The sequence below is a fragment of the Paenibacillus allorhizoplanae genome (genome assembly GCF_927798215.1).
In the GTDB taxonomy this organism is placed as follows: Bacteria; Bacillota; Bacilli; order Paenibacillales; family NBRC-103111; genus Paenibacillus_E; species Paenibacillus_E allorhizoplanae.
Genome location: NZ_CAKMMW010000014.1, coordinates 66,480 through 91,441, shown reverse-complemented (window position 1 = coordinate 91,441; position 24,962 = coordinate 66,480). Strand labels below are relative to the sequence as shown.

The 24,962-nt window shown below is 40.2% G+C and carries 26 protein-coding genes; all 26 read left to right on the top strand.

The window, feature by feature from the left end:
• The first annotated feature begins 80 nt into the window (after window positions 1-80).
• The 26 genes from L6I86_RS21585 (at window position 81) to L6I86_RS21460 (ending at window position 24,934) form a co-directional block, all read left to right on the top strand.
• Window positions 81-476: a glycosyltransferase family 2 protein gene (locus L6I86_RS21585; RefSeq protein WP_236290435.1), complete on the top strand. Its 396-nt coding sequence runs from the start codon at window positions 81-83 to the stop codon at window positions 474-476.
• 80 nt (window positions 477-556) lie between these two features.
• Window positions 557-2,419 carry an ATP-dependent helicase ComFA gene (locus L6I86_RS21580; protein WP_236290434.1) on the top strand — a complete coding sequence of 621 codons (1,863 nt, stop codon included), beginning with the start codon at window positions 557-559 and terminating at the stop codon, window positions 2,417-2,419.
• Window positions 2,416-3,171, top strand: a complete 756-nt coding sequence (locus tag L6I86_RS21575) for a ComF family protein (RefSeq protein WP_236290432.1) — start codon at window positions 2,416-2,418, stop codon at window positions 3,169-3,171. Before L6I86_RS21580 ends, L6I86_RS21575 begins: the two co-directional genes overlap by 4 nt.
• Window positions 3,172-3,287: 116 nt before the next feature.
• A complete protein-coding gene (locus L6I86_RS21570) occupies window positions 3,288-3,704 on the top strand; it encodes a flagellar protein (RefSeq protein ID WP_236290547.1) in 417 nt (138 codons plus the stop codon).
• A gap of 112 nt (window positions 3,705-3,816) precedes the next feature.
• The gene (gene flgM, locus L6I86_RS21565) at window positions 3,817-4,086 is read left to right on the top strand and encodes a flagellar biosynthesis anti-sigma factor FlgM (protein ID WP_236290430.1); all 270 of its coding nucleotides are present in this window, start codon (window positions 3,817-3,819) and stop codon (window positions 4,084-4,086) included.
• 44 nt (window positions 4,087-4,130) lie between these two features.
• On the top strand, window positions 4,131-4,628 hold the full coding sequence (locus L6I86_RS21560) for a flagellar protein FlgN (protein WP_236290428.1): 498 nt from the start codon (window positions 4,131-4,133) through the stop codon (window positions 4,626-4,628).
• Window positions 4,629-4,676: 48 nt separating this feature from the next.
• A complete protein-coding gene (gene flgK / locus L6I86_RS21555; RefSeq protein WP_236290426.1) occupies window positions 4,677-6,122 on the top strand; it encodes a flagellar hook-associated protein FlgK in 1,446 nt (481 codons plus the stop codon).
• Between the two features lie 39 nt (window positions 6,123-6,161).
• The gene (gene flgL / locus L6I86_RS21550) at window positions 6,162-7,061 is read left to right on the top strand and encodes a flagellar hook-associated protein FlgL (RefSeq protein WP_236290424.1); all 900 of its coding nucleotides are present in this window, start codon (window positions 6,162-6,164) and stop codon (window positions 7,059-7,061) included.
• Window positions 7,062-7,085: 24 nt separating this feature from the next.
• A complete protein-coding gene (locus L6I86_RS21545) occupies window positions 7,086-7,655 on the top strand; it encodes a DUF6470 family protein (RefSeq protein ID WP_236290422.1) in 570 nt (189 codons plus the stop codon).
• Window positions 7,656-7,841: 186 nt separating this feature from the next.
• A complete protein-coding gene (fliW, locus tag L6I86_RS21540) occupies window positions 7,842-8,297 on the top strand; it encodes a flagellar assembly protein FliW (protein ID WP_236290420.1) in 456 nt (151 codons plus the stop codon).
• 5 nt (window positions 8,298-8,302) lie between these two features.
• On the top strand, window positions 8,303-8,533 hold the full coding sequence (gene csrA / locus L6I86_RS21535) for a carbon storage regulator CsrA (RefSeq protein WP_236290418.1): 231 nt from the start codon (window positions 8,303-8,305) through the stop codon (window positions 8,531-8,533).
• A gap of 172 nt (window positions 8,534-8,705) precedes the next feature.
• Entirely contained in the window at window positions 8,706-10,325 is a 1,620-nt protein-coding gene (locus L6I86_RS21530; protein ID WP_236290416.1) for a flagellin N-terminal helical domain-containing protein, read from the top strand.
• A gap of 133 nt (window positions 10,326-10,458) precedes the next feature.
• The gene (locus L6I86_RS21525) at window positions 10,459-11,058 is read left to right on the top strand and encodes a hypothetical protein (protein ID WP_236290415.1); all 600 of its coding nucleotides are present in this window, start codon (window positions 10,459-10,461) and stop codon (window positions 11,056-11,058) included.
• Window positions 11,055-12,893 carry a motility associated factor glycosyltransferase family protein gene (locus tag L6I86_RS21520; protein ID WP_236290413.1) on the top strand — a complete coding sequence of 613 codons (1,839 nt, stop codon included), beginning with the start codon at window positions 11,055-11,057 and terminating at the stop codon, window positions 12,891-12,893. The genes L6I86_RS21525 and L6I86_RS21520 overlap by 4 nt, the downstream gene beginning before the upstream one ends.
• A gap of 26 nt (window positions 12,894-12,919) precedes the next feature.
• On the top strand, window positions 12,920-13,924 hold the full coding sequence (locus tag L6I86_RS21515; RefSeq protein ID WP_236290411.1) for an NAD-dependent 4,6-dehydratase LegB: 1,005 nt from the start codon (window positions 12,920-12,922) through the stop codon (window positions 13,922-13,924).
• Window positions 13,921-15,099: a LegC family aminotransferase gene (locus tag L6I86_RS21510; protein WP_236290409.1), complete on the top strand. Its 1,179-nt coding sequence runs from the start codon at window positions 13,921-13,923 to the stop codon at window positions 15,097-15,099. The genes L6I86_RS21515 and L6I86_RS21510 overlap by 4 nt, the downstream gene beginning before the upstream one ends.
• Window positions 15,092-16,252, top strand: coding sequence for a UDP-N-acetylglucosamine 2-epimerase (gene neuC, locus L6I86_RS21505; protein WP_236290407.1), 1,161 nt, complete (start codon window positions 15,092-15,094; stop codon window positions 16,250-16,252). Before L6I86_RS21510 ends, neuC begins: the two co-directional genes overlap by 8 nt.
• Before the next feature lie 17 nt (window positions 16,253-16,269).
• Window positions 16,270-17,349, top strand: coding sequence for an N-acetylneuraminate synthase (gene neuB, locus L6I86_RS21500; RefSeq protein ID WP_236290406.1), 1,080 nt, complete (start codon window positions 16,270-16,272; stop codon window positions 17,347-17,349).
• Window positions 17,346-17,984, top strand: coding sequence for an acetyltransferase (locus L6I86_RS21495; RefSeq protein ID WP_236290404.1), 639 nt, complete (start codon window positions 17,346-17,348; stop codon window positions 17,982-17,984). Before neuB ends, L6I86_RS21495 begins: the two co-directional genes overlap by 4 nt.
• A complete protein-coding gene (locus tag L6I86_RS21490) occupies window positions 17,981-19,030 on the top strand; it encodes a nucleotidyltransferase family protein (protein ID WP_236290402.1) in 1,050 nt (349 codons plus the stop codon). Before L6I86_RS21495 ends, L6I86_RS21490 begins: the two co-directional genes overlap by 4 nt.
• Entirely contained in the window at window positions 19,027-19,722 is a 696-nt protein-coding gene (locus tag L6I86_RS21485) for an acylneuraminate cytidylyltransferase family protein (RefSeq protein ID WP_236290400.1), read from the top strand. The genes L6I86_RS21490 and L6I86_RS21485 overlap by 4 nt, the downstream gene beginning before the upstream one ends.
• Before the next feature lie 57 nt (window positions 19,723-19,779).
• A complete protein-coding gene (locus L6I86_RS21480) occupies window positions 19,780-20,937 on the top strand; it encodes an N-acetyl sugar amidotransferase (protein WP_236290398.1) in 1,158 nt (385 codons plus the stop codon).
• 75 nt (window positions 20,938-21,012) lie between these two features.
• A complete protein-coding gene (gene hisF, locus L6I86_RS21475; RefSeq protein WP_236290396.1) occupies window positions 21,013-21,777 on the top strand; it encodes an imidazole glycerol phosphate synthase subunit HisF in 765 nt (254 codons plus the stop codon).
• A complete protein-coding gene (gene hisH / locus L6I86_RS21470; RefSeq protein ID WP_236290394.1) occupies window positions 21,774-22,418 on the top strand; it encodes an imidazole glycerol phosphate synthase subunit HisH in 645 nt (214 codons plus the stop codon). Before hisF ends, hisH begins: the two co-directional genes overlap by 4 nt.
• Window positions 22,419-22,532: 114 nt before the next feature.
• The gene (locus L6I86_RS21465; protein WP_236290392.1) at window positions 22,533-24,398 is read left to right on the top strand and encodes a glycosyltransferase; all 1,866 of its coding nucleotides are present in this window, start codon (window positions 22,533-22,535) and stop codon (window positions 24,396-24,398) included.
• 125 nt (window positions 24,399-24,523) lie between these two features.
• The gene (locus L6I86_RS21460; RefSeq protein WP_236290390.1) at window positions 24,524-24,934 is read left to right on the top strand and encodes a flagellar protein FlaG; all 411 of its coding nucleotides are present in this window, start codon (window positions 24,524-24,526) and stop codon (window positions 24,932-24,934) included.
• The last annotated feature ends 28 nt before the right edge of the window (window positions 24,935-24,962 follow it).

Below are 24,962 nucleotides of genomic sequence, written 5' to 3'. Positions count from 1 at the left end.
TTCGCTATCCTGCATTTCTGTGCCCATAGGAACCCCCCTTTGCACTGCCGCATACACTGCAGGTAAGGGAGGGACCCGCTATGTGGATTGGATTGCTTTGTATCTTCGGTTGCTATGGCGTGAGCATTATCGTGCTGCATCTCTTATTGGGTACCCGTAAGGGGACGAAGAAAAAACCAGCTACTGTTTTACTTGTTACCAAAAACAATCAAAATCAAATTGAGTGGGTTATTCGCTCATTATTTTTCTTTTCGCGTGTAAGAGGCAACCAGGTCAAGGCTACGATTATTGACGAGGGTTCGTCTGACGATACAAGAGAGATCATTGAGCGTTTATCCCAAACGTATGCCTTAGAGTTGCGTTTACAGTCTGACTACGATGCTGTTGATCGTTTCCTAAGTCAGCATGACGAAGATCCCGTTGTACTTGTTCACCTCAGTAATAGGGAGGAACTCGTAAAGATTCCTGTTATCTGAGAGCAAACGCTTTCAATAGATCCTACACATTTCAACCAACATACGCGCCAAATAATTTGATGAAGAGAGTACGGTGAGGAATGAAAGTTCAGATCTATGCCGTTCGCAAGGGACATGTGTGGGAGTGGCAATTCACGATACATGCCCAAACAGATATCCAATATTGGTTCGAGCACTACGCAGCCGACGCCGGCCTCGTATTGTTCGAACCTTTTGTTTCGTTAGGGCAGGGCATTCGACTGCTTGAGGGGTTGAGGAAGAGTGATGTGACTTCTCAGGATCATAGCGAGGGTCGGTTACTTTCGATGGTAAAACGGGAAGCAGCGGCGCTTGGAATGGCCAATACGGATGAGATGCGTTCGGAAGTAATGGACTATACGCTTTGGCGGGACAAGCCTATTCGCAGCTTTCAGCTACACTCATCCACTTATATTAATCTCGTTGAAGCTTGCAGAGGGCGTTCCCTGTTGGTAGATGAGCTGCAGCAACTAATAGAAGCTGCTAGTGTTGAGACGGTAGGGCTGGCGGGGTTGGAAGCTTCGTGGCCAGCTTATTTGCAACTCGCCTATCTCAATGGCGATGTGTCGCTCACGAGTGGCTTACACATGCAAGTTAAGCGTGACTGGCGGCGCTGGTTCAGGAAGAATTCGCATTACGCTTGTAAACGTTGTGGAAGCGGTGAAGAGCGAATGTTCTGGTCGGCTTGCTTGCATTGCGGACAAGACTGCCCCTATTGCGAGGAGTGCCTCACAATGGGCAGGGTGCGATCCTGCTCCTTGCTTGTGCTCGGAGGCTCGGGTGATGCGCTGTCCGCTGCTGCCGCAGAGGCTGCCGACGAATTACAAGCTTACATAGAGCCCTGGGGGCTCAGTGATGCTCAGACCCATGCTTCCCTGGAGGGGCTGCGCTACATCCAAGGCAAGCAGCCTAGTGGCCCAGGGAAGTTCCTCATCTGGGCCGTTACGGGCGCCGGGAAGACGGAGATGATCTTCCCGTTCATTCACTACACTGCCGCTCGTGGCGGGCGTGTTCTTATTGCTACACCACGCAAAGACGTGGTGCTAGAACTGCAACCGCGCATCCAGCGGGCGTTCGCTACATACAGCGTGGTAACGCTGTATGGCGGAAGCGAGCAGCGCTGGGAGCAAGGGCAGATCACCATCGCAACAACGCATCAGTTGTTGCGGTTTCATCAAGCTTTTGACCTCGTCATCATTGACGAAATCGATGCATTCCCGTACCACAACAACCCCATGCTTAGCTATGCTGCAGAGAAAGTGTGTAAGTCCAGCGGGACGAACATTCTGCTGTCTGCGACACCGCCCACGCGGGTAAGACACGCCGCCGAACGCGGACGTCTGCCACATGTACGCGTCCCTGTCCGATTTCATAAACATCCCCTACCAGTACCTCAGTTGATCAGTACGCCTACTTTAAGAAAATCCATCGCTTTTCAATCCATCCCGCAGTCGATTCAATCCGGCTTAAAGGTATCTATTGAACGTGGAGCGCAAGTTTTTGTGTTCGTTCCGAATATTCAGCTCGTAGAGCCGATGGTGGAGCTCCTGAGAGAGAAGTTAAAAGGGGATAAATTCGTATTTCGTGTAGAGGGCACCTCATCCAAAGACCTGTCGCGAACAGAGAAGGTACAGCTTTTTCGCAATCGGGAAATTCGTGTGCTAGTCACGACAACCATCCTTGAACGTGGGGTAACCGTACCCCAATCGGATGTTTTCATTTTGGATGCAGACTCGAAGTTATTCGATGAAGCCGCACTTGTCCAGATGGCAGGTCGTGCAGGGAGATCGAAGGATGACCCACATGGCAAGGTCTATTTGGCAGCTGCAGAAATAACAAAATCACAGAAAGAAGCTGTTCGACAGATTCGTACAATGAATCGTATTGCGCGTAAACAGGGATTTCTACAAGGAGGCCAGGTATGAGCAAGTGGAGGCAGTTAGGGAACAGGCTATTCTCACTATTAAGCCCTAAACGGCATGTGTGTTTATTGTGCAAACAGGTGACCAGTCTGGAAAGAGGTCAGTTGGGGCTTTGTCACACGTGCTTCACCCGAATTCCATGGATTCGTAAGGTGATTTGTTTATCTTGTGGACGCGGTGAGTATTGTCCAGATTGTCGGCGGAAGCCGCCCACCTATTTCTCCAAAAGCCGAAGTGCGGTCCGCTATGATGAAACGATGAAAGAGTTGCTTGCGAGATATAAGTATCGAGGAGATGAGCGTTTAAAGGCAGTTTTCGGTCAGATGTTAGTTCATGCGTTTCAGCAACTTCGGCTGGATAGGGCATTGGTGTCGACGGGGCAGTTTCGGGAGATTATCACCTACGTACCCGTAAGTGAGCAACGTATGCAAGAGCGTGGATTCAATCAAGCGGAGCAACTGGCGAGAGAGCTAGGCCGGCGAGTGGATCTCCCTGTCATCCGTTTACTCAATCGTTCTAAACATACAGCAAAGCAGAGTTTTAAAAAACGAAGCGAGCGGATCAACGATCTTGCGCACGTTTTTGAGTTCGATACTACAGAAGTGGGAGAAATAATCGGTTACGGGGACGCCATCATCATTTATATCGTGGACGATGTATACACAACGGGGAGTACAATGAATCAATGTGCAATGGTGTTAAAAGAGAAAATGTCGATACCTGTCGAAATTTGTGGCATCACTTGGGCGAGGTAAATAGGTCGAAGTCCTATTTTCATAAAAATAGTATTAGGCAAAAGCTGTCGAATTGCGGTAAACTGGAATTAAAAAGTGGAAACTGGGAATGCTGAAAAGGGGGACATAGAATGGGTATGAATGTGGCGAATTGTTCACGTTGTGGGAAGATATTTGTGAAGGGTTTCGCGGAATTTTGTCCGAACTGTATGAAAGACTTGGAGCTGCAATATGAGAAGTGTCTGAAATTCCTGCGTGAAAATAAAGGTGTCAACATAAATGAACTAAGCGATGCGACCGGTGTAGCAGTTAAGCAAATCACCAAGTTCATTCGGGAAGGTCGTATTTCAATTGTACATGCACCTAATATGTCGTACCCGTGTGAAGTGTGTGGAACACTGATCCGTGAAAATACAATTTGTGAACCTTGCCGTATGAAGCTTGTTAAGGATGTAAGGAATAATTCGGAAGATGAGCGGCGTAGACAGGAGCAGACTTTACAAGACAGCAAGGTCAGTTTTAAAATTCAAGAACGCTTGAGGGATCGCCACTAATTTAGAAATAGGTCCGTAGAGATATAAAGTTTCATATAGAAGATGCCGATAATAGTTCTAACGATTATCGGCATTTTATTTTTTAGGTCAAAGAATATAGGAGTGAATCGGTATGAAAATTAATGATAATGGGCGCATTGGTAATGTGAATCCATATAAGAAATCAGGAGAATCCGCATTCGTACAGGCAGCAGGGAAGAAGGGCAAAGCGAAGGATCAGGTTGAGATATCTGCTGAAGCGAAAGAGCTACTTGGTGCTCAAGGAAATCGAACAGAAGAGCGATCTCTTCGAATTGATCAATTGAAATCTTCCGTTGCATCTGGGACTTACCATGTGGATGCGGGGAAAATTGCAGAGAAGCTACTTCCATACTTAAAGTAGGACGATCACGCAATGTATACAACAGATAGAAGCAGGTGACAATCATGTCGGTACAACCCTTGTTGGAAACGATGGATAAGCTTCAGGAAGCGCATGAAGCTCTACTGGAACTCGCCAAGGTGAAGAAGCAGGTTCTTGTCAGTAACAATATTGATGAGCTCAATATGATTGTTAATCGAGAGAACAAGTGGGTTAGAGCGATTGCAGAGGCGAATCAACAACGCATTCTATTTATCGGTTCTTACTTGATATCGAGAGGTTACAATCCTAATCCCAATATCACGGTAAGTGATTTAATTAAAGTTATTTTTAAAGCTGAAGAGAAGCAAGCGCTTATGAATGCCCAACAAAAGCTGCTTGTTACCATAGAGGAATTAAAATCAAGTAATGTGATCAATCAGCAATTGATTGAACAATCGTTGGCTTTCGTAGACTATTCACTGGATCTGATTATTGGACCGCCAGATGATGATATGGTGTACAAAAATCCGAACCAAGCAAAGAGCGGAAATCGGCAAGGACTTTTCGATCGAAGAGGCTAGGTGTAAATCTTAATTAGAATACCCAGTGGGGCATAGGAGAGAGAAATCATGAGATCAACTTTTGGCGGAATTGAGATATCCAAGCGTGGGATCCTAACGCAGCAAGCAGCACTTACAACGGCTGGACATAACGTGGCAAATGCCAATACGCCGGGCTTTTCACGCCAGGTTGTCAAAATGGTTGCTTCTGAGCCCATTGAGGCATTAAGTTTTAACCGTTCAACAATCCCTGGACAAATGGGTCAAGGGGTTGAATTCACAGAAGTAAAGCGCATACGTGAAGCTTTCCTTGATAAGCAATATGCGAATGAGAATAAGAGTCTAGGCGAGTGGACTGTTCGCCAGGATACTTTAGAGAAACTAGAAGCGATTATTAATGAGCCTTCTAATACAGGTCTTCGTCAAGTTCTTGATAACTTCTGGAACTCCTGGCAAGAGCTAAGCAAGCAACCAGACAATTTAGAGACGAGAGCCGTTGTTAAAGAGAGCGCATTGGCAGTAACAGACGCGTTTAATCATGCAGCGAAGCAATTGAACGACCTTGCGTCCGATTTAAATGACAATATCACGGTTAAAGTTACACAAGTGAATACAACACTAAAGCAAATTGCCGGCCTGAATAATGAGATCTTCCGTGTTGAGGGTCTTGGCAATAATGCGAATGATCTTCGCGATCAACGGGACTTGTTAGTCGATGAATTGTCTAAGGTTATCAATGTTTCCGTTCAAGAGGAATCCGGCGGATATCGAGTGAAGATGGGTAATCAGGATTTGGTTGTGGCAAGCACAGCAACAGAGTTCGATGAGAATACTGCAGCTTCAGCGTATCCAGCTGATTTGAACAGCGGTGAACTTTATGGACTCATGCTATCCAATCAACGTTATGTTACAGAGTATAAGAACCAACTGAATTCAATGGTTTCCACCATTGTAACTGCGGTGAATGCGGCACATAAAGAAGGCTACACGCTGCAAGACCCTCCTACAAAAGGTGGCGATTTCTTCACTCCGATTGCTGATTTCAGTACAGCTGCAGCCACGTTTAAAGTTAGTGCGAATATTACAGATAATGTTGAAAATATTGCAGCTTCTTCGAAGACGTATTTTGATGCCAATGGTGTTGAGCATGTTGTAAAAGGTAATAATGAGCTAGCGCTGAAATTGGCGGGAATCAAAAATCAGAAATATAATTTCGACGGATCGGGAGTTACCAAAATTATTTTGAATGGCGGGACATTTGACGAGTTCCTTCGTGCGGTAGTCTCCGAAATCGGGGTTCAAACACAAGAGGCTCAACGCCAGGTTTCTAATCAGAAAATACTTGTCGATCAAGTGGATGCAAGACGCCAATCCGTAAGCGGTGTTTCGTTAGATGAAGAAATGGCCGATATGATTAAATACCAGCACGCATATAACGCGGCAGCGCGTTCCTTGACTACATTTGATGAGATGCTAGATAAAGTAATCAATTCAATGGGTACGGTAGGCAGATAGATGTAAGTAACAAAACTAGAGGTATGGGGTGGAATTGGTATGGCTCTTCGCGTCACACAAGGCATGTTGAATACACAATTGCTACGTAATTTGAATGGGAATTTATCTCGGATGGATAAGCTTCAAGATCAATTGTCAACAGGTCGCAAGATCAATAAGCCTTCAGATGATCCGGTAGGAATTAGTTTCTCTATGCGCTACCGCAGTGAGCTAGAAACGAATGATCAATATCAGAGAAATGTCGATGCGACGGTTTCTTTTCTAGATTATACAGATACGATGTTGGATCAAACCGGAAGTGTCATGCAAAGAGCACGTGAGCTTGCTGTAGCAGCGGCGAACGGCACCAACTCAGAAGAGTCGTTGAATGCGATGAAAACGGAGATTGACCAATTGTACAGTCAGTTAACGAACATCGGAAACAGTCAATTTAACGGGAAATTTGTCTTTAATGGACAAATCACAGACAAAGCGCCGTTCCCTGATCCGGATAATGCAGCTAATGCTGTAACGGATAGTGGAGAAATCAAGTTCGAAATTGGTGCCGGCGTTCAAATTGCCATGAATAAAACAGCGGAACAGATTTTTGGGAAATCCGGTGATGCGAATAACGCTTTTCAAATTTTAAAGGATTTATCGGCGGCTTTAGCATCAGGTACAACACCAGGTATTCAGAAGTCTATTGAACTTATGGATCAACGAATGAGTGGAGTCTTAGGAGCACGTGCGGATATTGGTGCCAAAACGAATCGCGTTCAGCTCGCAGAGGAACGCCTGCAAGACATTGGTATTAACTTGCAAAGCCTGCAATCGAAGACGGAAGATGCAGACATGTCTCTGGTTATCACCAATTTGAAAATGGAAGAGAACGTCTACCAGGCTTCACTTTCTGCCGGCTCCAAAGTGATTGTCCCGACATTAGTAGATTTCTTGCGTTAATAATTCAATTAGGAGGCGGTTGAAGTGCCAAGTATTCCACAAATACAAATAAGCCAGCAGCCGGCTCTAATTGGTATAGACGCCGATCTTGGAACGCAAGATATTCGACAGCCTAGAGCAACATATGAGATGCAAGTGGATCGTCCTAAACAGGACATGCGACAGCCTAGAGGAGAACTAGAGATCGATCAAAGCCGAGCTTGGGACGCTCTTGGTCAAGGACCAATTCTTACAGCGTTAAATCGGATCTATTCTCAATGCTCACAAATCGCTATGCAAGGGATCGCAAGGCGCGTTGAGGATGGCAATAGGATGGCTGCCATTCATCATGGTGGGAATGCGATTGCTGAGATTGCGAAAGACCTTAGTATTAGCCGTCCGCAGTTCGATTACTACGGGGAAGCGGCTTATGATAATGTTGATATAACGTACACAGCTAGCAAAGCTGAAATCAATGTTACGGACGGTAGAGTAAATGTTAATGCACAGGTAAACAAGCCTGAGATTGATTATAATCGAGGTAAGCTTGATATTTACATGAGACAATATCCTAAGGTGGATATCTCAGTGTCACAAATTGATTTCAAAACATAATGGGGTATAATCAGGCTATAGATGATTTCTATAGCTTTTTTTACCACATGAGAAAGTATAAGATTTCGGTTTACGAAAACAGCTTGATTATTGGCGATAAAACCTGCCTCTAAACGCGGTCGCTCATCTTCGAATGGCCTCGATAGAGGTTTTCTCATTATTTGTTCAAATGAAGGAGCTAGGCAGATGAAAATAACGACTTTATTTTTCGGTGAGATTGAAGTGCAGGACTCTGATATAGTCACGTTTACACAAGGAGTGCCAGGCTTTGAAGAACTAACTCAATTTACTTTGGTTCAGCCTGCGGATAGTGCTCCTTTCTCATATTTCCAATCCGTTGAGGAAGGCGGTCTTGCTTTTTTAGTGACAGATCCTTTCCTTTTTTTTAAAAATTATGAGTTAAATATTCCAGATGCTGTGCAGACTGAATTAAAGATTGAGAAGCCAGAAGATGTGCTAGTCTGGTCAGTCGTTACAGTAAATGATGACTTCACGAAGATCACACTTAACCTCTTGGCGCCTATCATATGGAATGTACAAGAGCAGTTAGCCAAGCAGATCATTCTACACGACTCGGCGTACAACGTCAAACATGAAATCGTGTTAAGCGAAGTGGGCGAACCAACACAAGTGGAGGGGTGAGGAGTATGCTCGTATTGGCCAGAAAAAAAGGAGAATCGATTATGATCGGTGATCAGATCGAGATCGTCGTTCTGGGTAGTGAAGGAGACACGATTCGTGTTGGCATTCGCGCTCCAAAACATGTCGAAGTTTTCCGCAAAGAGATCTACCAAAACATCCAAGAATCGAATAAAGAAGCGATTTCTAGTCCGATTAGTCCTTTAAACCTAAGTAAATTAATAAATAAGTCTAAATAGAGCAAAATGTCGGCCATAGGTCGACATTTTTTTTATTTTACCTATAAACTTTCGGAATCGCTAGGACGATATATATAACAACGGGCCTCAAGCTGGGCGGCCGACCCGCTTGTGAACCCAAAATAAATCCACATGGATGTGGATCAAACGAACCTTCAGGAGGAAGAAACAAATGAGAATTAATCACAATATCGCAGCAGCGAACACTCACCGTCAATTGACGGGTAACACAGCAGCAGCAAGCAAATCCCTTGAGAAATTGTCTTCCGGTCTTCGCATCAACCGCGCTGGTGATGATGCAGCTGGTCTAGCAATCTCCGAGAAAATGAGAGCACAAATCCGCGGTTTGGATATGGCTTCCAAAAATGCTCAAGATGGTATCTCCTTGATTCAAACAGCTGAGGGTGCATTGAACGAAACTCACTCCATCCTTCAACGTATGCGCGAATTGGCTGACCAATCCGCAAACGGAACGAACACAACTGAAGATCGTACAGCGATCCAAGAAGAAGTAAAACAATTAAAAGACGAAATCGATCGTATCGGTAACACAACTGAGTTCAATACTCAGAAATTGTTGAACGGTGCATTGAAAAATGCTGGCGGCGCTAACGTAGCTCAAGATACTACAACTAGTGCAGTTGTAGCTAAATTGACAAACGGGCAATTCACTGGCAGCGGTCAACTTATGGCATCTGGTGCATCAGTTGCTGCCGACTTTGTTAAAGAAACAATTAAAATCGATGGATCCGATATCGATATTAACTGGCAGAACCTCACTACAGATGAGCAAAATGTTCTAAAGGGTGTTACGACAAGTACAGCTACGCAAACTGCAGCTAAGGACCTAATCGTTAGCAAAATCAATGAAGCGATTGATGCTTCAGGTAAAAATGTTGCTCATGTTACTGGTTATGTAAGTGCATCTGGTACTCTAGTGCTAGAAAGTGCAACTAAAGGTGTCGACTCCAAGATTTCTATTACTGGTGGCGGTGCTGCTGGCGTTCTTTCTCACATGACTAGTGGTGGTGGAGCTATCAACGGAACTACTAATTTCAATGGTACTACTGTGGCAGCAGGTACTCTTGCAGATTTCAAAATTGGAGATACTAATCTTCAATTGACTATTGCGACAGCAATAAGCAATACTACAACAATGGCAAGTGGGGCATCTATCATCCAAAGCGGCATTAATGCTGCAATTGATACTTACAACACGGCTAATGGCTTTACTACAGGGCAAGATAAATTTATTGAACACGTAACAGTAAACGCAACAACTGACGGAAGATTCTCAATCGCTAGTCAAAGTGGTCCTGTAACATTGACTGATCGTACTGGTAAAACAGCGATTTCTGATCTTGGGCTAACACAAGCTCAAACAGAATCTGCTGGTGGCGGTGGTGTGACGTTCCAAATTGGTGCTAACCGTGGTCAAACAATTAGCTTTGGAATCGGCGATATGCGTACTGCCGCTCTAGGATTATCTGCAGTGGATGTTTCATCTGCTTCTAGTGCATCCCAAGCATTAAGTACTCTTGATGGAGCAATTAAATCTGTTTCTTCCCAACGTTCCAAAATGGGTGCTGTTCAAAACCGTTTGGAGCATACAATCAACAACTTGCAAACTGCTTCCGAGAACTTGACATCTGCTGAGTCCCGTATTCGTGACGTAGACATGGCGAAAGAAATGATGGATTTCACTAAGAACAACATCCTTTCTCAAGCTGCTCAAGCAATGTTGGCACAAGCAAATCAACAGCCTCAAGGCGTTCTTCAATTGCTTCGTTAATCATCATAAATATAAAGAAGACTCTAGCTTATCTAGAGTCTTCTTTTGCTATTTCTAAACATTGCTATTTACAATCCTTAAGGAAATACCGATATAATGATTATAGAAATACAAAGTTCATGGAGGGTTGATCGTGCAAATAAAGCTAAAAGATGAGTGGTTTATTCTTGGTAACAATAAGGAAAGTGTGGATCTTCTCTTTGAACAATTAGATGAACTTAAAAAGAACGAAAATGTAATGGTGAGCACTGTTTATGTAAATGAAGAGGAAATTTTTGGGGACTTTTATGATTATATCGTTTCTAATATAAATCAGATTAATAAAGTAGAATTTAAAGTTATATCCCACAAAGAGTATATTATCGATTTAATTAAAAGCGTTGGAGAGTATTTAGAAGGTGCACTTCCAGAAGCTAATAAATTACCGCAGCAATTTTATACTAATCCAACTGACCAAGCATGGGCAAGTATGGTTCATCTTTTTGAGGGAATGGAGTTTATTCTAAAAACATTTGACGTATTTACGAATCATTACCCTAACCATGCTTCACGGCAACAATACGAAGGATATATTCATACAATAATAAATGAAATATCAAATTTAGAACATGCAATGAATGATGTGGATTATATCTTAACTGCCGATTTATTAAAATATGAAATATTACCTGCTCTTAAGGGACTGCGCATCATTGCAGAAACCATAATCAATCCTGAGGAGTCACAATTATGATTTTTGAAGCGAACTTGAAAATACTTGAGAAAAAATTTCCAATGGTTTGGAAAGCGAGAAATGCAGCAAGTGTAAATCGAATGTCAGGTATAGAAATCGGTGTTTCAAAAGCAGGTGATCCGACATTAGCTATTAATATAAATGGAAAAGTCACGCAGGTAGTAAGTAAGTATAACCCTATTGATGAAGCTGAACAATTTATAAATCAATTGGTGGATGTGGACAAGTATAGTAACGTTTTATTTTATGGGTACGGTATGGGATACCAAGTAGAGTGTTTTAATCAAAAATATCCGAATAAATCGTTTTCTATTTTCGAACCTTATCCCGAAATTTTTTACGAAAGCTTAAAGCATTGTTCTTTAAAACAATCGATGATAAATAAATTAAATCATATATATTTGGAATATACGAAAGATGATTTATCTAATTATTTAAGACATTTAGTCGGTTCCCTTGAAGGGGAATTGCTCCTTGTTGTGCATCCAGCCTATGAGAGGCTCTTTTCCGAGATGTTCCAGCGATTCATTCAAACCTACAAAGTAGAAATTTCAAACAAATTAGAGAACTTGAGAGTTAACTCTGCCTTTGAGAAAAGATGGATTTTTAATAGTCTTATCAATTTGCCGGTCGTTATCCAAACGCCTAATATCACAGTAGCCATGAAAGAAAGACTTAGAAATAAGCCAGTTGTATTGGTTGCAGCCGGTCCCTCTCTTGATGAAGAAATTGAGAATCTGAGGTATATAAAGGAAAATGGTTTGGCATATATCATCTCAGTTGGTACAGCTATTAATGGGCTTCTAGCAAATGATATATTCCCTGATGCAGCGTGCACCTACGATCCTACAGACTTAAACGCAAAGGTTTTTCAGGTTTTAGTGGATAAAGGTATTACAAACTTGCCATTAATTTTTGGAACTAGTACCGGATTTGAGGTCATCCAAAACTACCCAGGTCCTAAATTACACATGCTGACAAGCCAAGATACGATTTCACCCTTTTTTCTTCAAGAGAAACAAGGAAAGGCTATTTATAAAATTGCTGATGCGGGGTCTGTTTCGATAATCGCATTGCAATTATTGAAACTGCTGGAATGTAATCCAGTTATACTCGTAGCTCAAAACTTCGCTTTTAAGAAAGACCGGACATACGCAGATAGCACTCTAGTTATTGAAGATTTCACCCAATTAAAACCAATTAAGGTGGAGAGTGTAACAGGTGAGGATGTATACACGAACGAAGACTGGAATCGCATGCGCAAACAAATGGAAATTATAACAGGTGATAATAAACATCTTGAAGTTATCAATACAACGAGTGGCGGAGCAAAAATAGCAAATACAGAATATATTTCTTTAAAAGAAGTTATACAAGAGAGATTGAGTGGGGTTGTCGTAGAGGAAGGATGGTATGCAACGAATGAAAGCTCTTATGACTTAACGGATTTAGATGTAAAAATGAAAAGAATGGCTTTGTCATGCAGAACTTTGTTAAAGAATATTGATGATATTGTAGAAATGCTAAAGAAATTAGAGAGAGCGATTGCACGGCGTGATCTTCCCAAGATGAACGAACTATTCCCAAAACTCGATAAAGATATGAATAAAGTTTCAAAAAATGATTTCTTCAATATTTTGGTACTACCAATGAACAGAGTGAAGTATGAGTTCTTTATGAAAAAAATTGATGAAATACGAAAAGAATTGAATGTGTTGATTAAGGCAAAGTTAATATTAACTGAATTTGGTGATTTCTTATATCGGACACAACATGATGCTTTGGTTTTGCAACCTATATACAAGGCAACATTTGATAGTATGGGAACTCGATAGCGATAGTTAAAAGAGATGGAGTGATGATGTTGAGTCGAAAAATATTAGTTACCGGTGCAGATGGATTTATTGGCTCGCATCTCGCAGAGAAACTAGTACATTTAGGATATCAAGTAAGGGTATTTGTTCTATATAATTCATTTAATTCTTGGGGATGGCTCGATTATGTACCTGAGAATATCAAAGAAAGCATCGAAGTTTTCTCAGGTGATATCCGCGATCCTCACGGTGTTAAGGTTGCTATGGAGGGTTGCGATGCTGTTATGCACCTTGCTGCGCTTATTGCAATACCTTACTCCTATCACTCACCGGATACTTACGTGGATACCAATATTAAAGGAACGTTAAATGTGGTTCAGGCTGCCAAGGAACTTGGGTTATCAAAGGTGGTCCATACTTCCACAAGTGAAGTGTACGGAACAGCTCGGTTTGTTCCAATCACGGAGGAGCACCCTCTTCAAGGACAATCACCTTACTCTGCTTCAAAAATTGGGGCCGACCAGATTGCAATCTCATTTCACAATTCCTTCCAAACGCCGGTCTCTATTATTAGACCTTTTAATACTTATGGGCCAAGACAGTCCGCCCGAGCGGTGATTCCTACAATAATTACTCAGATTCAAGCTGGTCAGCGTGAAATTAAACTAGGGGCTATTCACCCAACTCGAGATTTCAATTACGTTGAAGATACGGTCAAAGGGTTTGTTTCAGTTTTGGAGTCCGATAAATCAATCGGAGAAGTTATTAATATCGGGAGTAATTTCGAAGTTTCTATTGGCCAAACTGCACAATTTATTGCCGATGTAATGCAAGTGGAGATCCAAATTGAAGAAGATACGGCACGTTTACGCCCAGAAAAAAGCGAGGTAGAGCGTTTGTGGGCAGATAATAGCAAAGCAAAAGAACTGTTAAATTGGGAACCGCAATATGCCGGTATAGAGGGTTTCAAAGCTGGTCTGTTACAGACAGTAGATTGGTTTGCAAATTCTAATAATAGAATGCTTTATAAAGCTGGGTTGTATAATATATGACTAAGACAGCTGAACTAACTTCCCTTATAGTTGATAAGCTTAAAGATAGTTTGCCTAAGGAAAACTTTATAGCGCTGCATGAACCTCATTTCTCAGGGAATGAGTGGAAATATGTTAAGGAATGCTTAGACACAGGATGGGTTTCATCTGTCGGGAAATATGTTGATTTATTTGAGCAGATGCTGTCAGATTACACAGGCGTGCAGCATGCTATCGCAGTGGGGAATGGTACTGCAGCTCTACATGCTTCTCTTCTAATAGCTGGGGTGGGGCCTGGGGAAGAAGTGCTGATCCCATCGTTATCCTTTATAGCCACAGCTAATGCAGTATCCTATTGTGGAGCTATTCCACATTTTGTTGATGTGGAAGAATTGACATTAGGAATGGATCCTAGAAAGCTTGCGGATTACTTAAAAGAGATTACTGAGGAACGTTATAATGGGTGCTATAATCGATCAACGGGGCGAAGAATTTCAGCCGTTGTGGTTATGCATACCTTTGGCCACCCAGTAGATCTTGAACCAATTGTTGAAGTTTGTGATCGTTACGGGCTTACTCTGATTGAAGATGCTGCTGAATCATTGGGTAGCTATTATAAGGGTAAGCATACGGGGAATTGGGGAAAGTTATCTGCAGTTAGCTTTAATGGAAATAAGACAATAACAACGGGGGGCGGTGGTGCAATTCTGACCAATGACCCTAATTTAGCCAAACAAGTTAAGCATATAACGACTACAGCGAAAGTGCCCCATCAATGGGAGTTTTATCACGACCAAATTGGGTATAATTATAGGTTGCCCAATATTAATGCCGCTTTAGGGTGTGCACAACTAGAGCAGCTTCCGGATTTTATTCATAAGAAAAGATCACTTGCTAGTATGTATCATGAGGCATTTCGAGAGATTCCAGGTGTTACATCATTTAAAGAAGCTGATTTTGCATGCAGTAATTATTGGTTGAATGCATTAGTTTTTGACCAAGAATATAGAGCTTGCCGAGAAATATTTCTAAATCAAACGAATTCGCAAGGGATTATGACAAGGCCAGTGTGGGTACCCCTTCATAAGCTTGAGATTTATAGTGCGTGTCCTGCAATGGATTTAAGTTATACTAATGATTTAAGTACTAGGCTTGTAAATATTCCAAGCAGTGTTATCTTAGGTCATTATGAATAAAAGAAAAATTATGGTTGTTACAGGGACACGTGCTGAATATGGATTGCTTTACTGGATTATGAGAGAGATCGAAGCGGACTCTGGCCTCGTATTACAGCTTGTAGTTACGGGAGCCCATTTATCACCAGATTTTGGGATGACATACCGTTTAATTGAGGAAGATGGTTTCCGTATTGATGAGAAATTGGAGATGCTTCTTTCTAATGATTCCCCAACAGCAGTCACTAAATCAGTGGGATTAGCTGTTATTGGTTTTGCAGATGTTCTAGATAGGTTGAAACCCGACATAGCTCTACTTATAGGTGATCGATTTGAGATGTTTGCTGCTGCACAAGCTGCTATGATAAATCGAATCCCCATTGCACACATTCATGGTGGGGAAGTGACTGAGGGCGCCATTGATGAGGCAATCAGGCACTCCATAACTAAAATGTCACACATCCATTTTGTAGCCGCGGAAGCTTATCGGCAAAGAGTTATTCAATTAGGGGAAAACAAGGATTTTATTTATAATTATGGCGCTCCTGGTGTAGAAAATATTAAACGCGTAAAGTTGCTCAGCAGGTTGCAGCTAGAAGAGGCAATTGATTTTCCTTTAGGTTTACTCACTTTTCTTGTAACTTATCATCCAGTAACATTGGAGGGTAAGGGGCCAAGGAGGGCTATGGAAGAACTCATAACAGCACTTGAACATTTTCCAGATGCTCATATTATTTTTACTAAACCTAACTCAGATGCAGATGGAAAAATAATCATTGATATGATGGATCATTATGCGGAAAAATACCCTGAGCGGATTAAGGTATTCGCGTCTATGGGACAGGTAAATTATTTAAGTACTTTAAGGCAGTGTGACGTTGTTATTGGTAATTCGTCAAGTGGAATTATCGAGGCGCCTATTTTCCAGAAGCCAACGATTAATATCGGACGCAGGCAAAGTGGAAGGTTAAAAGCTACTTCTATAATAGATTGTACTGAAACTTCAGATTCTATTAGAGATGCTATCAGTTTAGCGATATCTTTAGATTTCCAATCTTCATTAAGAGATGTACAGGCTCCGTATGGAGATGGAGACACTGCTAAAAACATTAAGAACTGTTTGAAATCAATTAATTTACAAAATTTAATAAATAAAAAGTTTTACGATATTTAATTGCTTGGAGGCTCTAGATGAAAAAGTGCTACATTATTGCTGAGGCTGGTGTAAATCATAATGGCTCGATGGAGATGGCTAAGCAATTAATTGATGAAGCCTCAAATGCGGGAGCCGATGCTGTTAAATTTCAAACCTTTAATGCGAAAAATTTAGTAACACAGAATGCTCCAAAAGCTCAATACCAGAAGAATTCCACGGATCAAGACGAATCTCAGTTTGAGATGCTTAAGAAGTTGGAATTGACTTTAGAGAATCACTTAGAGCTTCTAGAACATTGCAAAAAACGGGGTATTCAGTTCTTATCAACTCCTTTTGATATAAGTAGCGTGGAACTGCTTACTGAAAAGTTGAAACTCACAACTCTGAAGTTACCTTCAGGAGAAATCACTAATGCTCCTCTTTTGCTGAAAGCGGCTGAGTCGGGTGCGAACTTAATAGTATCTACTGGAATGAGTACTTTAGCGGAAGTGGAAGCAGCACTAGGGGTTCTGGCATTTGGATATTTGAAGGCCGATGACTTGATACCATCACTATTGGCTTTCCAACAGGCTTTTGCGTCGGATGAGGGTAAAAGAATATTGAAGCAAAAGGTTATTTTGCTGCATTGCACGACAGAATACCCAGCGCCCTTTAATGAAGTCAATTTATTAGCTATGGATACCTTGAGGGAGTCTTTTGGACTTAATGTTGGTTTCTCCGACCATACGGAAGGTATAGCCGTCCCTATTGCCGCAGCTGCTAGAAATGCTGTCGTTATTGAGAAGCATTTTACTCTTGATAGAGGATTATCAGGTCCTGATCACAAAGCTTCACTCGAACCTGGCGAGCTTAAAATGATGATCGCATCAATAAGGCAAATTGAAGTATCGCTAGGTACCAGGGAGAAGTCCCCTACTTCTTCTGAAGAAGGAAATCGGGTGGTAGCAAGAAGAAGTATTGTTGCTGCAAGACGGATTACGCAAGGAGAACTATTCACGGAAGAAAACTTAGCAATTAAACGTCCTGGTGGTGGGGTTTCTCCAATGATGCTGTGGGATTTAATTGGGAAGCGATCTGATAAGGATTATCTTTCCGATGAAATGGTTGATATATGAATCTCCCCATTATTATTATCGGTGGCGGGGGGCACGCTAAGGTTCTAATTGAAAGTCTATTATTAGATTCTAAACAAATTCTTGGATATACGGAGTTAGATCCTCTTAGTGGACGAGATACTATTCTAGGAATACCTTTTCTTGGGACTGATGATTACATATTACAGAGAGATCCTGAAAGTATTCTATTAGTTAACGGAATTGGTTCTATAAAGACCCTGTGTGTACGCAAGCAAATATATTTGAAATATAAAGAGATGGGTTTTACTTTTACTAATGTAATCCATCCGTCCTCTATTATTTCTCCGAATGCAAGATTAGGAGAAGGTATCCAAGTGATGGCGGGAGCTATTGTTCAAGTAGGCAGTTCAATTGGTGATAATTCGATAATTAACACTAAGGCGTCAGTTGACCACGACTGTTTGATAGGGAAGCATGTTCATATAGCTCCTGGCGTAATAATTTCGGGAGAAGTTGTAGTAGATGAAGGGTCCCATATCGGGAGTGGTTCAACAATCATTCAACAGGTGCATATTCATCCTAATAGTACAATTGGTGCGGGATCTGTTGTTTTAAAAGATGTGCAAGCCAATAGAACTGCATATGGTGTTCCGGCGAAGGAAGTGGACAAATGAAATTTTGGAAAGAAGTTACAGTTAATGCGGATACCTCAATACTTTCTACCTTAGAGATTATTGATAAGGGTTCACTACAGATAGCTCTTGTAATCGATTCACATAACAAATTGTTGGGAACAGTAACAGATGGAGATATTAGACGTGGTATTTTGAATGGTATAAGTCTGCAATCTCAAGTAAGTTTAGTAATGAATACGCAACCCTTCACAGGAAGTGTCCATGAAAGTAGAGAAAATATACTTCAAAAAATGAAAGATCATAGATTGCATCAAATTCCAATTGTTAATGATAATGGTTGTTTAACAGGAATCGAATTATTCGAGGAGCTAGTTCAATCGAAAAAACTTCATAACTGTGTGTTATTAATGGCAGGAGGATTAGGAACTCGATTGAGTCCTATGACTGATAATTGCCCTAAGCCACTACTTAAAGTTGGAATCAAGCCTATTCTAGAAACCATTATTGAGAACTTTATTGACCAGGGCTTTTATCGATTTTATTTGTCTGTCAACTATAGGGCGGATATGATAAGAGATTATTTTGGTGATGGTTCGAAATGGGGAGTAGAAATTCGGTATATCGAAGAAAGCATGAAGCTAGGAACCGCTGGTGCGCTTAGTTTAATTGGAGACAAACCAACTGAACCTATCATTGTTATGAATGGCGATTTACTCACTAAAGTTAATTTCCAACAATTACTTCAGTTTCATACAGATAATAATTCCAAGGCGACTATGTGTGTACGAGAGTATGAATTTCAAGTGCCTTATGGTGTTGTTCAAATTGATAATCACCGATTAATGAATATTGTGGAAAAGCCAAAACAATTATTTTTTGTTAATGGGGGCATCTATGTACTTGATCCCGAGGTAGTAAAGTTTGTACCCAAGGATTCTTTTTATGACATGCCAAATCTATTTGAAGTTTGTATTGAGCATAAACTGGAAACAACTGTGTTCCCCATTAGAGAATATTGGATTGACATCGGCCAGGTAGATGATTTTAATCGTGCTAATAATGAGTATAAAGAGAGGTTTTTATGATTGAAGGGAGTCGTGTTCTAGGGGTAATCACAGCACGGGGTGGTTCTAAAGGTGTACCTAGGAAAAATGTAAGGAATATTGCTGGTAAGCCCCTGATTGGTTGGACTATTGAAGAAGCTAAAAAATCACAATACTTAGATAATCTTATACTATCTTCTGACGACGAAGAGATTATTTCAGTTGCTCAATCTTTTGAATGTGAGGTTCCATTTATTAGGCCTAGCGAACTTGCTTTAGATGGAACGCTTGGTATAGAACCAGTATTGCATGCGATAGATAATGTTAAAGGTTATGACTATGTGGTTTTATTGCAACCAACTTCTCCGTTAAGAAGTGCCATAGACATTGATAGATGTATTGAAATATGCATCGCAGAAGGTTACCCGTCTTGCGTTTCGGTTAGCGAATCAATCAAAAGCCCATATTGGATGTACAAACTGAATGTCGATGGCACTTTAGATCCATTGCTTAAAATTGAAAATCGATTAGCAACTCGTCAAGAACTTCCAGTTAGCTATGTACTAAATGGTGCTATCTATGTAGCGAAAATAGGTTGGCTGAAAGAACAAAAGAGTTTCCTTCATAAGGAAACTGGTGCATATATTATGCCGCAAGAGCGTTCATATGATATTGATACTGCTATGGACTTCGAGTTTGTTGAGTTTTTAATGAAAAAAAGATCTGAGTGCTAATATATGATGTAATGAAAATAAGAAAAGATTGCTTTTAATTATAGGGGTGAATAAAGCATGCAAAAAATTGATGTGCTGAGGAAATACAATTTACCGGAAATTGTTAAATATTGCGTTAAATGCACGATTTCAAACCAACGACCGAGAATTACCTTTGATGAGAATGGAGTTTGCAGTGCTTGTAATTTTGCAGAATTCAAAAGAACAAAAATAGATTGGAAACTAAGAGAGAAAGAATTAGAAGAGTTATGTGATAAATACCGTAAAAGGGATGGTTCATACGATGTAGTTGTACCATGTAGCGGCGGGAAGGATGGTTCCTATGTTGCGCATCTGCTAAAGTATAAATATGGTATGAACCCCCTTACTGTGACTTGGGCTCCTCATATCCCAACAGAGATTGGAAGACAAAATCTCGATAATTTCATTCAATCGGGGTTTGATAATATTCTTGGGACACCTAATGGTAAAATTCATAGATTAATGACCAAATTATCTTTTATTCATGTTGGCGATCCATTCCAACCTTTCATCTATGGGCAAACAAACTTTCCACTTCGTGTTGCTGTTCAAAATAGTATTTCTCTAATTATGTATGGTGAGAATGGTGAGGTTGAGTATGGTGGGGATATGAAGAATGCTTTCAAACCAACTAGAGATATTCAAGATCATGATAAACACTATTTCTCAGGGCTTCCACCGGAATTTTGGACAGATAAGGGTGTTAATCAAGCGGATATCTACCCATATAAGGCGCCTGAGTATGAGAAAATTGTTAATAATAAAACTGAGATTCATTTTATGGGGTATTACACGTTTTGGGATCCTCAGGAAAACTATTACTACTGCTCTGAACATACAGGATTCAATGCAAACACGGAAAGATCAGAGGGTACCTATTCAAAGTACGCCAGCTTGGATGATAAAATTGATGGATTCCACTATTACTTAGCTTATATTAAGTTTGGTCTAGGTAGGACTACCTCAGATGCTGCTCATGAAATAAGGGATAATAAAATAACAAGAGAAGAAGGAATAGCGCTTATAAAACGATACGATGGCGAATTCCCGCAAAAGCATTATAAAGCATTCTTAGATTATTGTGATATTACGGAAGATCAATTTTGGGAAGTGATCAATTGCTGGAGAGCTGAGCATCTATGGATACAAGAAAATGGTACATGGAAACTACGTAAACCGATATGGCTTGAGTAGGAAACCAAATTCCATATTATCAGGAATAGTGGAGTAAAGTTTGGTCTTAATAAAGGAGTAACAAAGGAGTAACAAATGAGTAATATTCGACTAATTGCTCGACTTGATATTAAAGGGCCAAACTTAATAAAAGGCATTCATCTGGAGGGTCTTCGCGTTTTAGGGGACCCTCAGGTTTTTGCACAAAGATATTATGAGCAAGGTATCGATGAGATTATATACATGGATGCAGTAGCTAGTCTTTATGAAAGAAATAATCTAACGGAAATTGTGAAATATACAGCCCGAAATGTTTTCATTCCCTTAACCGTAGGTGGAGGAATTCGCTCGGTAGATGATGTCTATCAGCTACTTAGAGCAGGGGCTGATAAAGTTGCCATTAACACAGCGGCCACCCGCAATCACGAATTGATTAAACAAATATCTCGGAAATTTGGCTCTCAATGTATGGTCTTATCTATAGAAGCTAAGAAGGTAGGACCTCAAAAGTGGGAAGTATATACAGACAATGGTCGTGAACGTACCGGCATAGATGTTATTGAATGGGTAAAGCGTGGAGAGGATCTAGGAGCAGGTGAAATATTACTGACTTCTGTGGATCAAGAGGGAACGAAAAAAGGGTTTGATGTTGAACTCGTAAGGCAAGTGAGTACTTCAATTACTATCCCCGTAATTGCAAGTGGGGGAATGGGAAAAGTGGAGCACTTAGTGGATGTAATAAGAGAAGGAAAGGCTGATGCGGTAGCCATGGCTGATATTTTGCATTATGATCGAAGTTCTTTGAGGGAAATAAGAGATGGTGCAAAAAGAAATGGCATCGAACTTAGGAGTACATTATGAGTAACTCACAAGTAACCATAATCGATTACGGTGTAGGGAACATTTATAGTGTTACAAACGCATTTGAGGCATGTGGTGCCCAAGTCACTCTAACGGATGATCCAGAAATTATTTTAAATTCAGAAAGAGTAGTATTACCTGGTGTTGGTGCTTTTCAAGATGGTATGAAAGGTTTACAGGATAGGGGACTTGTTGAGCCCATAGTAAATTATGCAAACTCAAATCGGCCTTTCATAGGAATCTGTCTCGGTATGCAAATGCTTATGGATACTAGTGAAGAATTTGGCCTTCATCAAGGTTTGGGTATTATTAAGGGGCGCGTTGTGGCAATACCCGGTACTGATCTAAATAAGCAAAGACACAAAATCCCTCATATTGGTTGGAATGAGCTGCAAAGATTGAGTACGAGTTGGGATAGGACAATTTTAGAAGCTATTGCAATCGAATCTTCCGCATACTTTGTCCATTCCTATACAGTTATTCCGGATAACCTTGAGAATAGACTTGCAGACAGTTATTATAACGGCAGACAAATTTCTGCTGTCATTAAATCGGGATCGGTGTATGGTTGTCAATTTCATCCTGAAAAAAGCGGGGAAATTGGTTTAAGGATATTATCTAATTTTCTGAAACTTGAATAAATCAAAAATGATTTGAGTTAGGGTATTATACTCACTACTTTGTAGGGGGTATTTTTATTATTTAATAATAAGTCGTGCTTAAAGGGAAAATAACTTGTTTAAGGTGATGTTAAAATGAAAAATAGGGATGTATATGATAAGCAATGGTTAGAACAAGATCTGCAAGATATAGATAAGTTGTTAGAAGATGGCTCCGTTGATTTTGCATATAAAGCTTTTACTGAGCTAATCAACAAGATTGAAAGTGAAGGATACGAAGCGAGTGAAGAGGTGAAAGCAAACGCTTATGCTTCTTTTGCATATTTTCTTTTTAGAGTTTCGGAATACGAAGGTTTCTTTGAAATGTATGTTAAAGCTCAGGACCATGGCTATCCAAAAGATGAAATAGAGAAGTTTCTATTGGAGGCTTTTGTTGAACCAAATAGTAATGAATTTCAAAAAATATATGAAACTAATATTCAGTTTTTAGTTTCAAATAGTTATATAAAGGAAGCAATTGGTTTTCAAAGTTTGAGTTTTTGGTTATTACCTACAGGAAATGCAAATGAATATTATATGTATGATAGAGAGCAAAAGGTTATTAAAGATAAAATAGCGTTATTCAAATATCAAGTCCTGAAGTCAATACCAACTATAAACCCATTTTCAGATTTTTTGTTAGTAGAAAGTTGGGATTGGAGAAGTATTCTATCCTATACTAACGCAGTCAGGAAAATGAACAAGAAAGCCTATATTGTTTTAGACGATATTAGGAGGTTTCTTGCTTGTTTGCAGGGTGCTTTATTAAATGATGCTATTCTATCTAACGTTTTAATTTTTGATAGCGTGAGTAGTATGATAAATTATTTTAAAAGCTGTAGTGCATTCCTTCCTAGGAATATGATTAATAATTCAAATAAAAGCATTGAAGTACAAGAAGGTCTCAATGAAGTCCATAAATTTCGTCTTTTAAAAGGTAATCGAAAAGGAGACAACATACTACTTAGCATCTGTATACCAAGCTATAATAGGGGAAACAGAGCTTATGATAATATTACTCATTTATTGCAATCCTCCTATGATGAAGAAATCGAGGTTATCCTCTCTAATAATGGAACCGAGAATACAACAAAAGAGCATTATGAAAAGATTGGGCATATTGATGACACAAGGTTCCATTACTTTTCTTTTAAAGAAAACCAAGGATTTGCGATTAATCTCTGCAAAGTATGTGAACTAGCTAGAGGAAAGTTCATCCTGCTACTAAGTGATGAAGATTTAATTGACTTCGATAGTCTGGATAAGATAATGAGTACGATAAATCAAGCAAAAGAAACCTTAGCCCTTATAAGAACATCAACTTCAATTCAAAGTAGACCGCCAGCTTTCACGACAGCAAAGTTAGGCAAAGATGCATTATTAACTTTTATGCTTAGTTCTAACTATATATCAGGTATTATTTTTAATAATGATTTATTAAAGAAATACAGGGGAATTGAGTTTATTAAAGAAAATATAACTAATAGCGTCTGCTTCTGGTATCCCCATATGTTTTGGGAGCTGTTATTATGCCAATATGGGAATGTGCTCGGCACAGATCTTGTTCTTGTGATTGAGGGAGAAGCAGAAAAAATGGAGGTTGGTGAGACAGTATTTAATGAAATAATTATTCCGACCTATGCAACAATTGAAGGAAGAATAGAGCAACATGAAGATTTTTTTAGAATTATTGAAAAGCTGGAAATATGTGCAGAGGATCTTGCTCTCTTTAGGGAGATGTATATTAAGCTTTGTTTAAAAACAATGTTTTTGGCAGTGCTTGCAATAAATATCTATTATAAAAAGGTGGATAGCAGGCCTTTGGAATTACTTGATAAGGTATATGAGTTCTGTACGAGGAAAGAATTCTTTGAAACTAGTATGAATAATAATCCTGCCAACTATCAAAGTGATTTAGTGTTAATTAGCCAATATTACGAACACTTTAAAAAACAAATATAGCAGCCTTTGCTCTATTATCTTAAAATAAGAAGTTGAACCATTAGTAATACATTTTATTCTAATAAATATCAAACCTCCATCCGATATATAAGATATATGTATATCTTCGGCTGGAGGTTGTTTCTATGAGTATTAATAACCCTGTAAGTGGCTTTGGAAATCCGGGAGATAGCAGACCTTCTCCTGAACAAGTAAAGGTTCATAAAGTGGATGAGATCGGAACGAGCAATGCAGCAGCAATCATTGCATCCAATTTTACGAATACATCGGAACTCAAACAAGCGGAATTGCAAGGTGAGAATGTCACAATTAGTGATGCGCAAGTCGTTAGAGCGATTGAGCACGCCATCAAAGCCATGCAAGGAAGAACAACTTCGCTTGAGTTTTCTATCCATCAAAAAACGAAGTTAATCTCCGTAAAAGTGTTAGATAAAGATACAGGCGAAACGATTCGTGAAATTCCGCCAGAAAAGAGTTTGGATTTTGTAGCTAAACTCTGGAAAATGGCAGGGATTCTTGTCGATGAGAAGAGATAAAAGTTAGTATTCCAGCATGAGAGGTAGG

Coding starts and splice junctions, on each gene's coding strand:
- L6I86_RS21585 (WP_236290435.1), top strand. CDS start 81: ATGTGGATTGGATTGCTTTGTATCTTCGGTTGCTATGGCGTGAGCATT.
- L6I86_RS21580 (WP_236290434.1), top strand. CDS start 557: ATGAAAGTTCAGATCTATGCCGTTCGCAAGGGACATGTGTGGGAGTGG.
- L6I86_RS21575 (WP_236290432.1), top strand. CDS start 2,416: ATGAGCAAGTGGAGGCAGTTAGGGAACAGGCTATTCTCACTATTAAGC.
- L6I86_RS21570 (WP_236290547.1), top strand. CDS start 3,288: ATGAATGTGGCGAATTGTTCACGTTGTGGGAAGATATTTGTGAAGGGT.
- flgM (WP_236290430.1), top strand. CDS start 3,817: ATGAAAATTAATGATAATGGGCGCATTGGTAATGTGAATCCATATAAG.
- L6I86_RS21560 (WP_236290428.1), top strand. CDS start 4,131: ATGTCGGTACAACCCTTGTTGGAAACGATGGATAAGCTTCAGGAAGCG.
- flgK (WP_236290426.1), top strand. CDS start 4,677: ATGAGATCAACTTTTGGCGGAATTGAGATATCCAAGCGTGGGATCCTA.
- flgL (WP_236290424.1), top strand. CDS start 6,162: ATGGCTCTTCGCGTCACACAAGGCATGTTGAATACACAATTGCTACGT.
- fliW (WP_236290420.1), top strand. CDS start 7,842: ATGAAAATAACGACTTTATTTTTCGGTGAGATTGAAGTGCAGGACTCT.
- csrA (WP_236290418.1), top strand. CDS start 8,303: ATGCTCGTATTGGCCAGAAAAAAAGGAGAATCGATTATGATCGGTGAT.
- L6I86_RS21530 (WP_236290416.1), top strand. CDS start 8,706: ATGAGAATTAATCACAATATCGCAGCAGCGAACACTCACCGTCAATTG.
- L6I86_RS21520 (WP_236290413.1), top strand. CDS start 11,055: ATGATTTTTGAAGCGAACTTGAAAATACTTGAGAAAAAATTTCCAATG.
- L6I86_RS21515 (WP_236290411.1), top strand. CDS start 12,920: ATGTTGAGTCGAAAAATATTAGTTACCGGTGCAGATGGATTTATTGGC.
- L6I86_RS21510 (WP_236290409.1), top strand. CDS start 13,921: ATGACTAAGACAGCTGAACTAACTTCCCTTATAGTTGATAAGCTTAAA.
- neuC (WP_236290407.1), top strand. CDS start 15,092: ATGAATAAAAGAAAAATTATGGTTGTTACAGGGACACGTGCTGAATAT.
- neuB (WP_236290406.1), top strand. CDS start 16,270: ATGAAAAAGTGCTACATTATTGCTGAGGCTGGTGTAAATCATAATGGC.
- L6I86_RS21495 (WP_236290404.1), top strand. CDS start 17,346: ATGAATCTCCCCATTATTATTATCGGTGGCGGGGGGCACGCTAAGGTT.
- L6I86_RS21490 (WP_236290402.1), top strand. CDS start 17,981: ATGAAATTTTGGAAAGAAGTTACAGTTAATGCGGATACCTCAATACTT.
- L6I86_RS21485 (WP_236290400.1), top strand. CDS start 19,027: ATGATTGAAGGGAGTCGTGTTCTAGGGGTAATCACAGCACGGGGTGGT.
- L6I86_RS21480 (WP_236290398.1), top strand. CDS start 19,780: ATGCAAAAAATTGATGTGCTGAGGAAATACAATTTACCGGAAATTGTT.
- hisF (WP_236290396.1), top strand. CDS start 21,013: ATGAGTAATATTCGACTAATTGCTCGACTTGATATTAAAGGGCCAAAC.
- hisH (WP_236290394.1), top strand. CDS start 21,774: ATGAGTAACTCACAAGTAACCATAATCGATTACGGTGTAGGGAACATT.
- L6I86_RS21465 (WP_236290392.1), top strand. CDS start 22,533: ATGAAAAATAGGGATGTATATGATAAGCAATGGTTAGAACAAGATCTG.
- L6I86_RS21460 (WP_236290390.1), top strand. CDS start 24,524: ATGAGTATTAATAACCCTGTAAGTGGCTTTGGAAATCCGGGAGATAGC.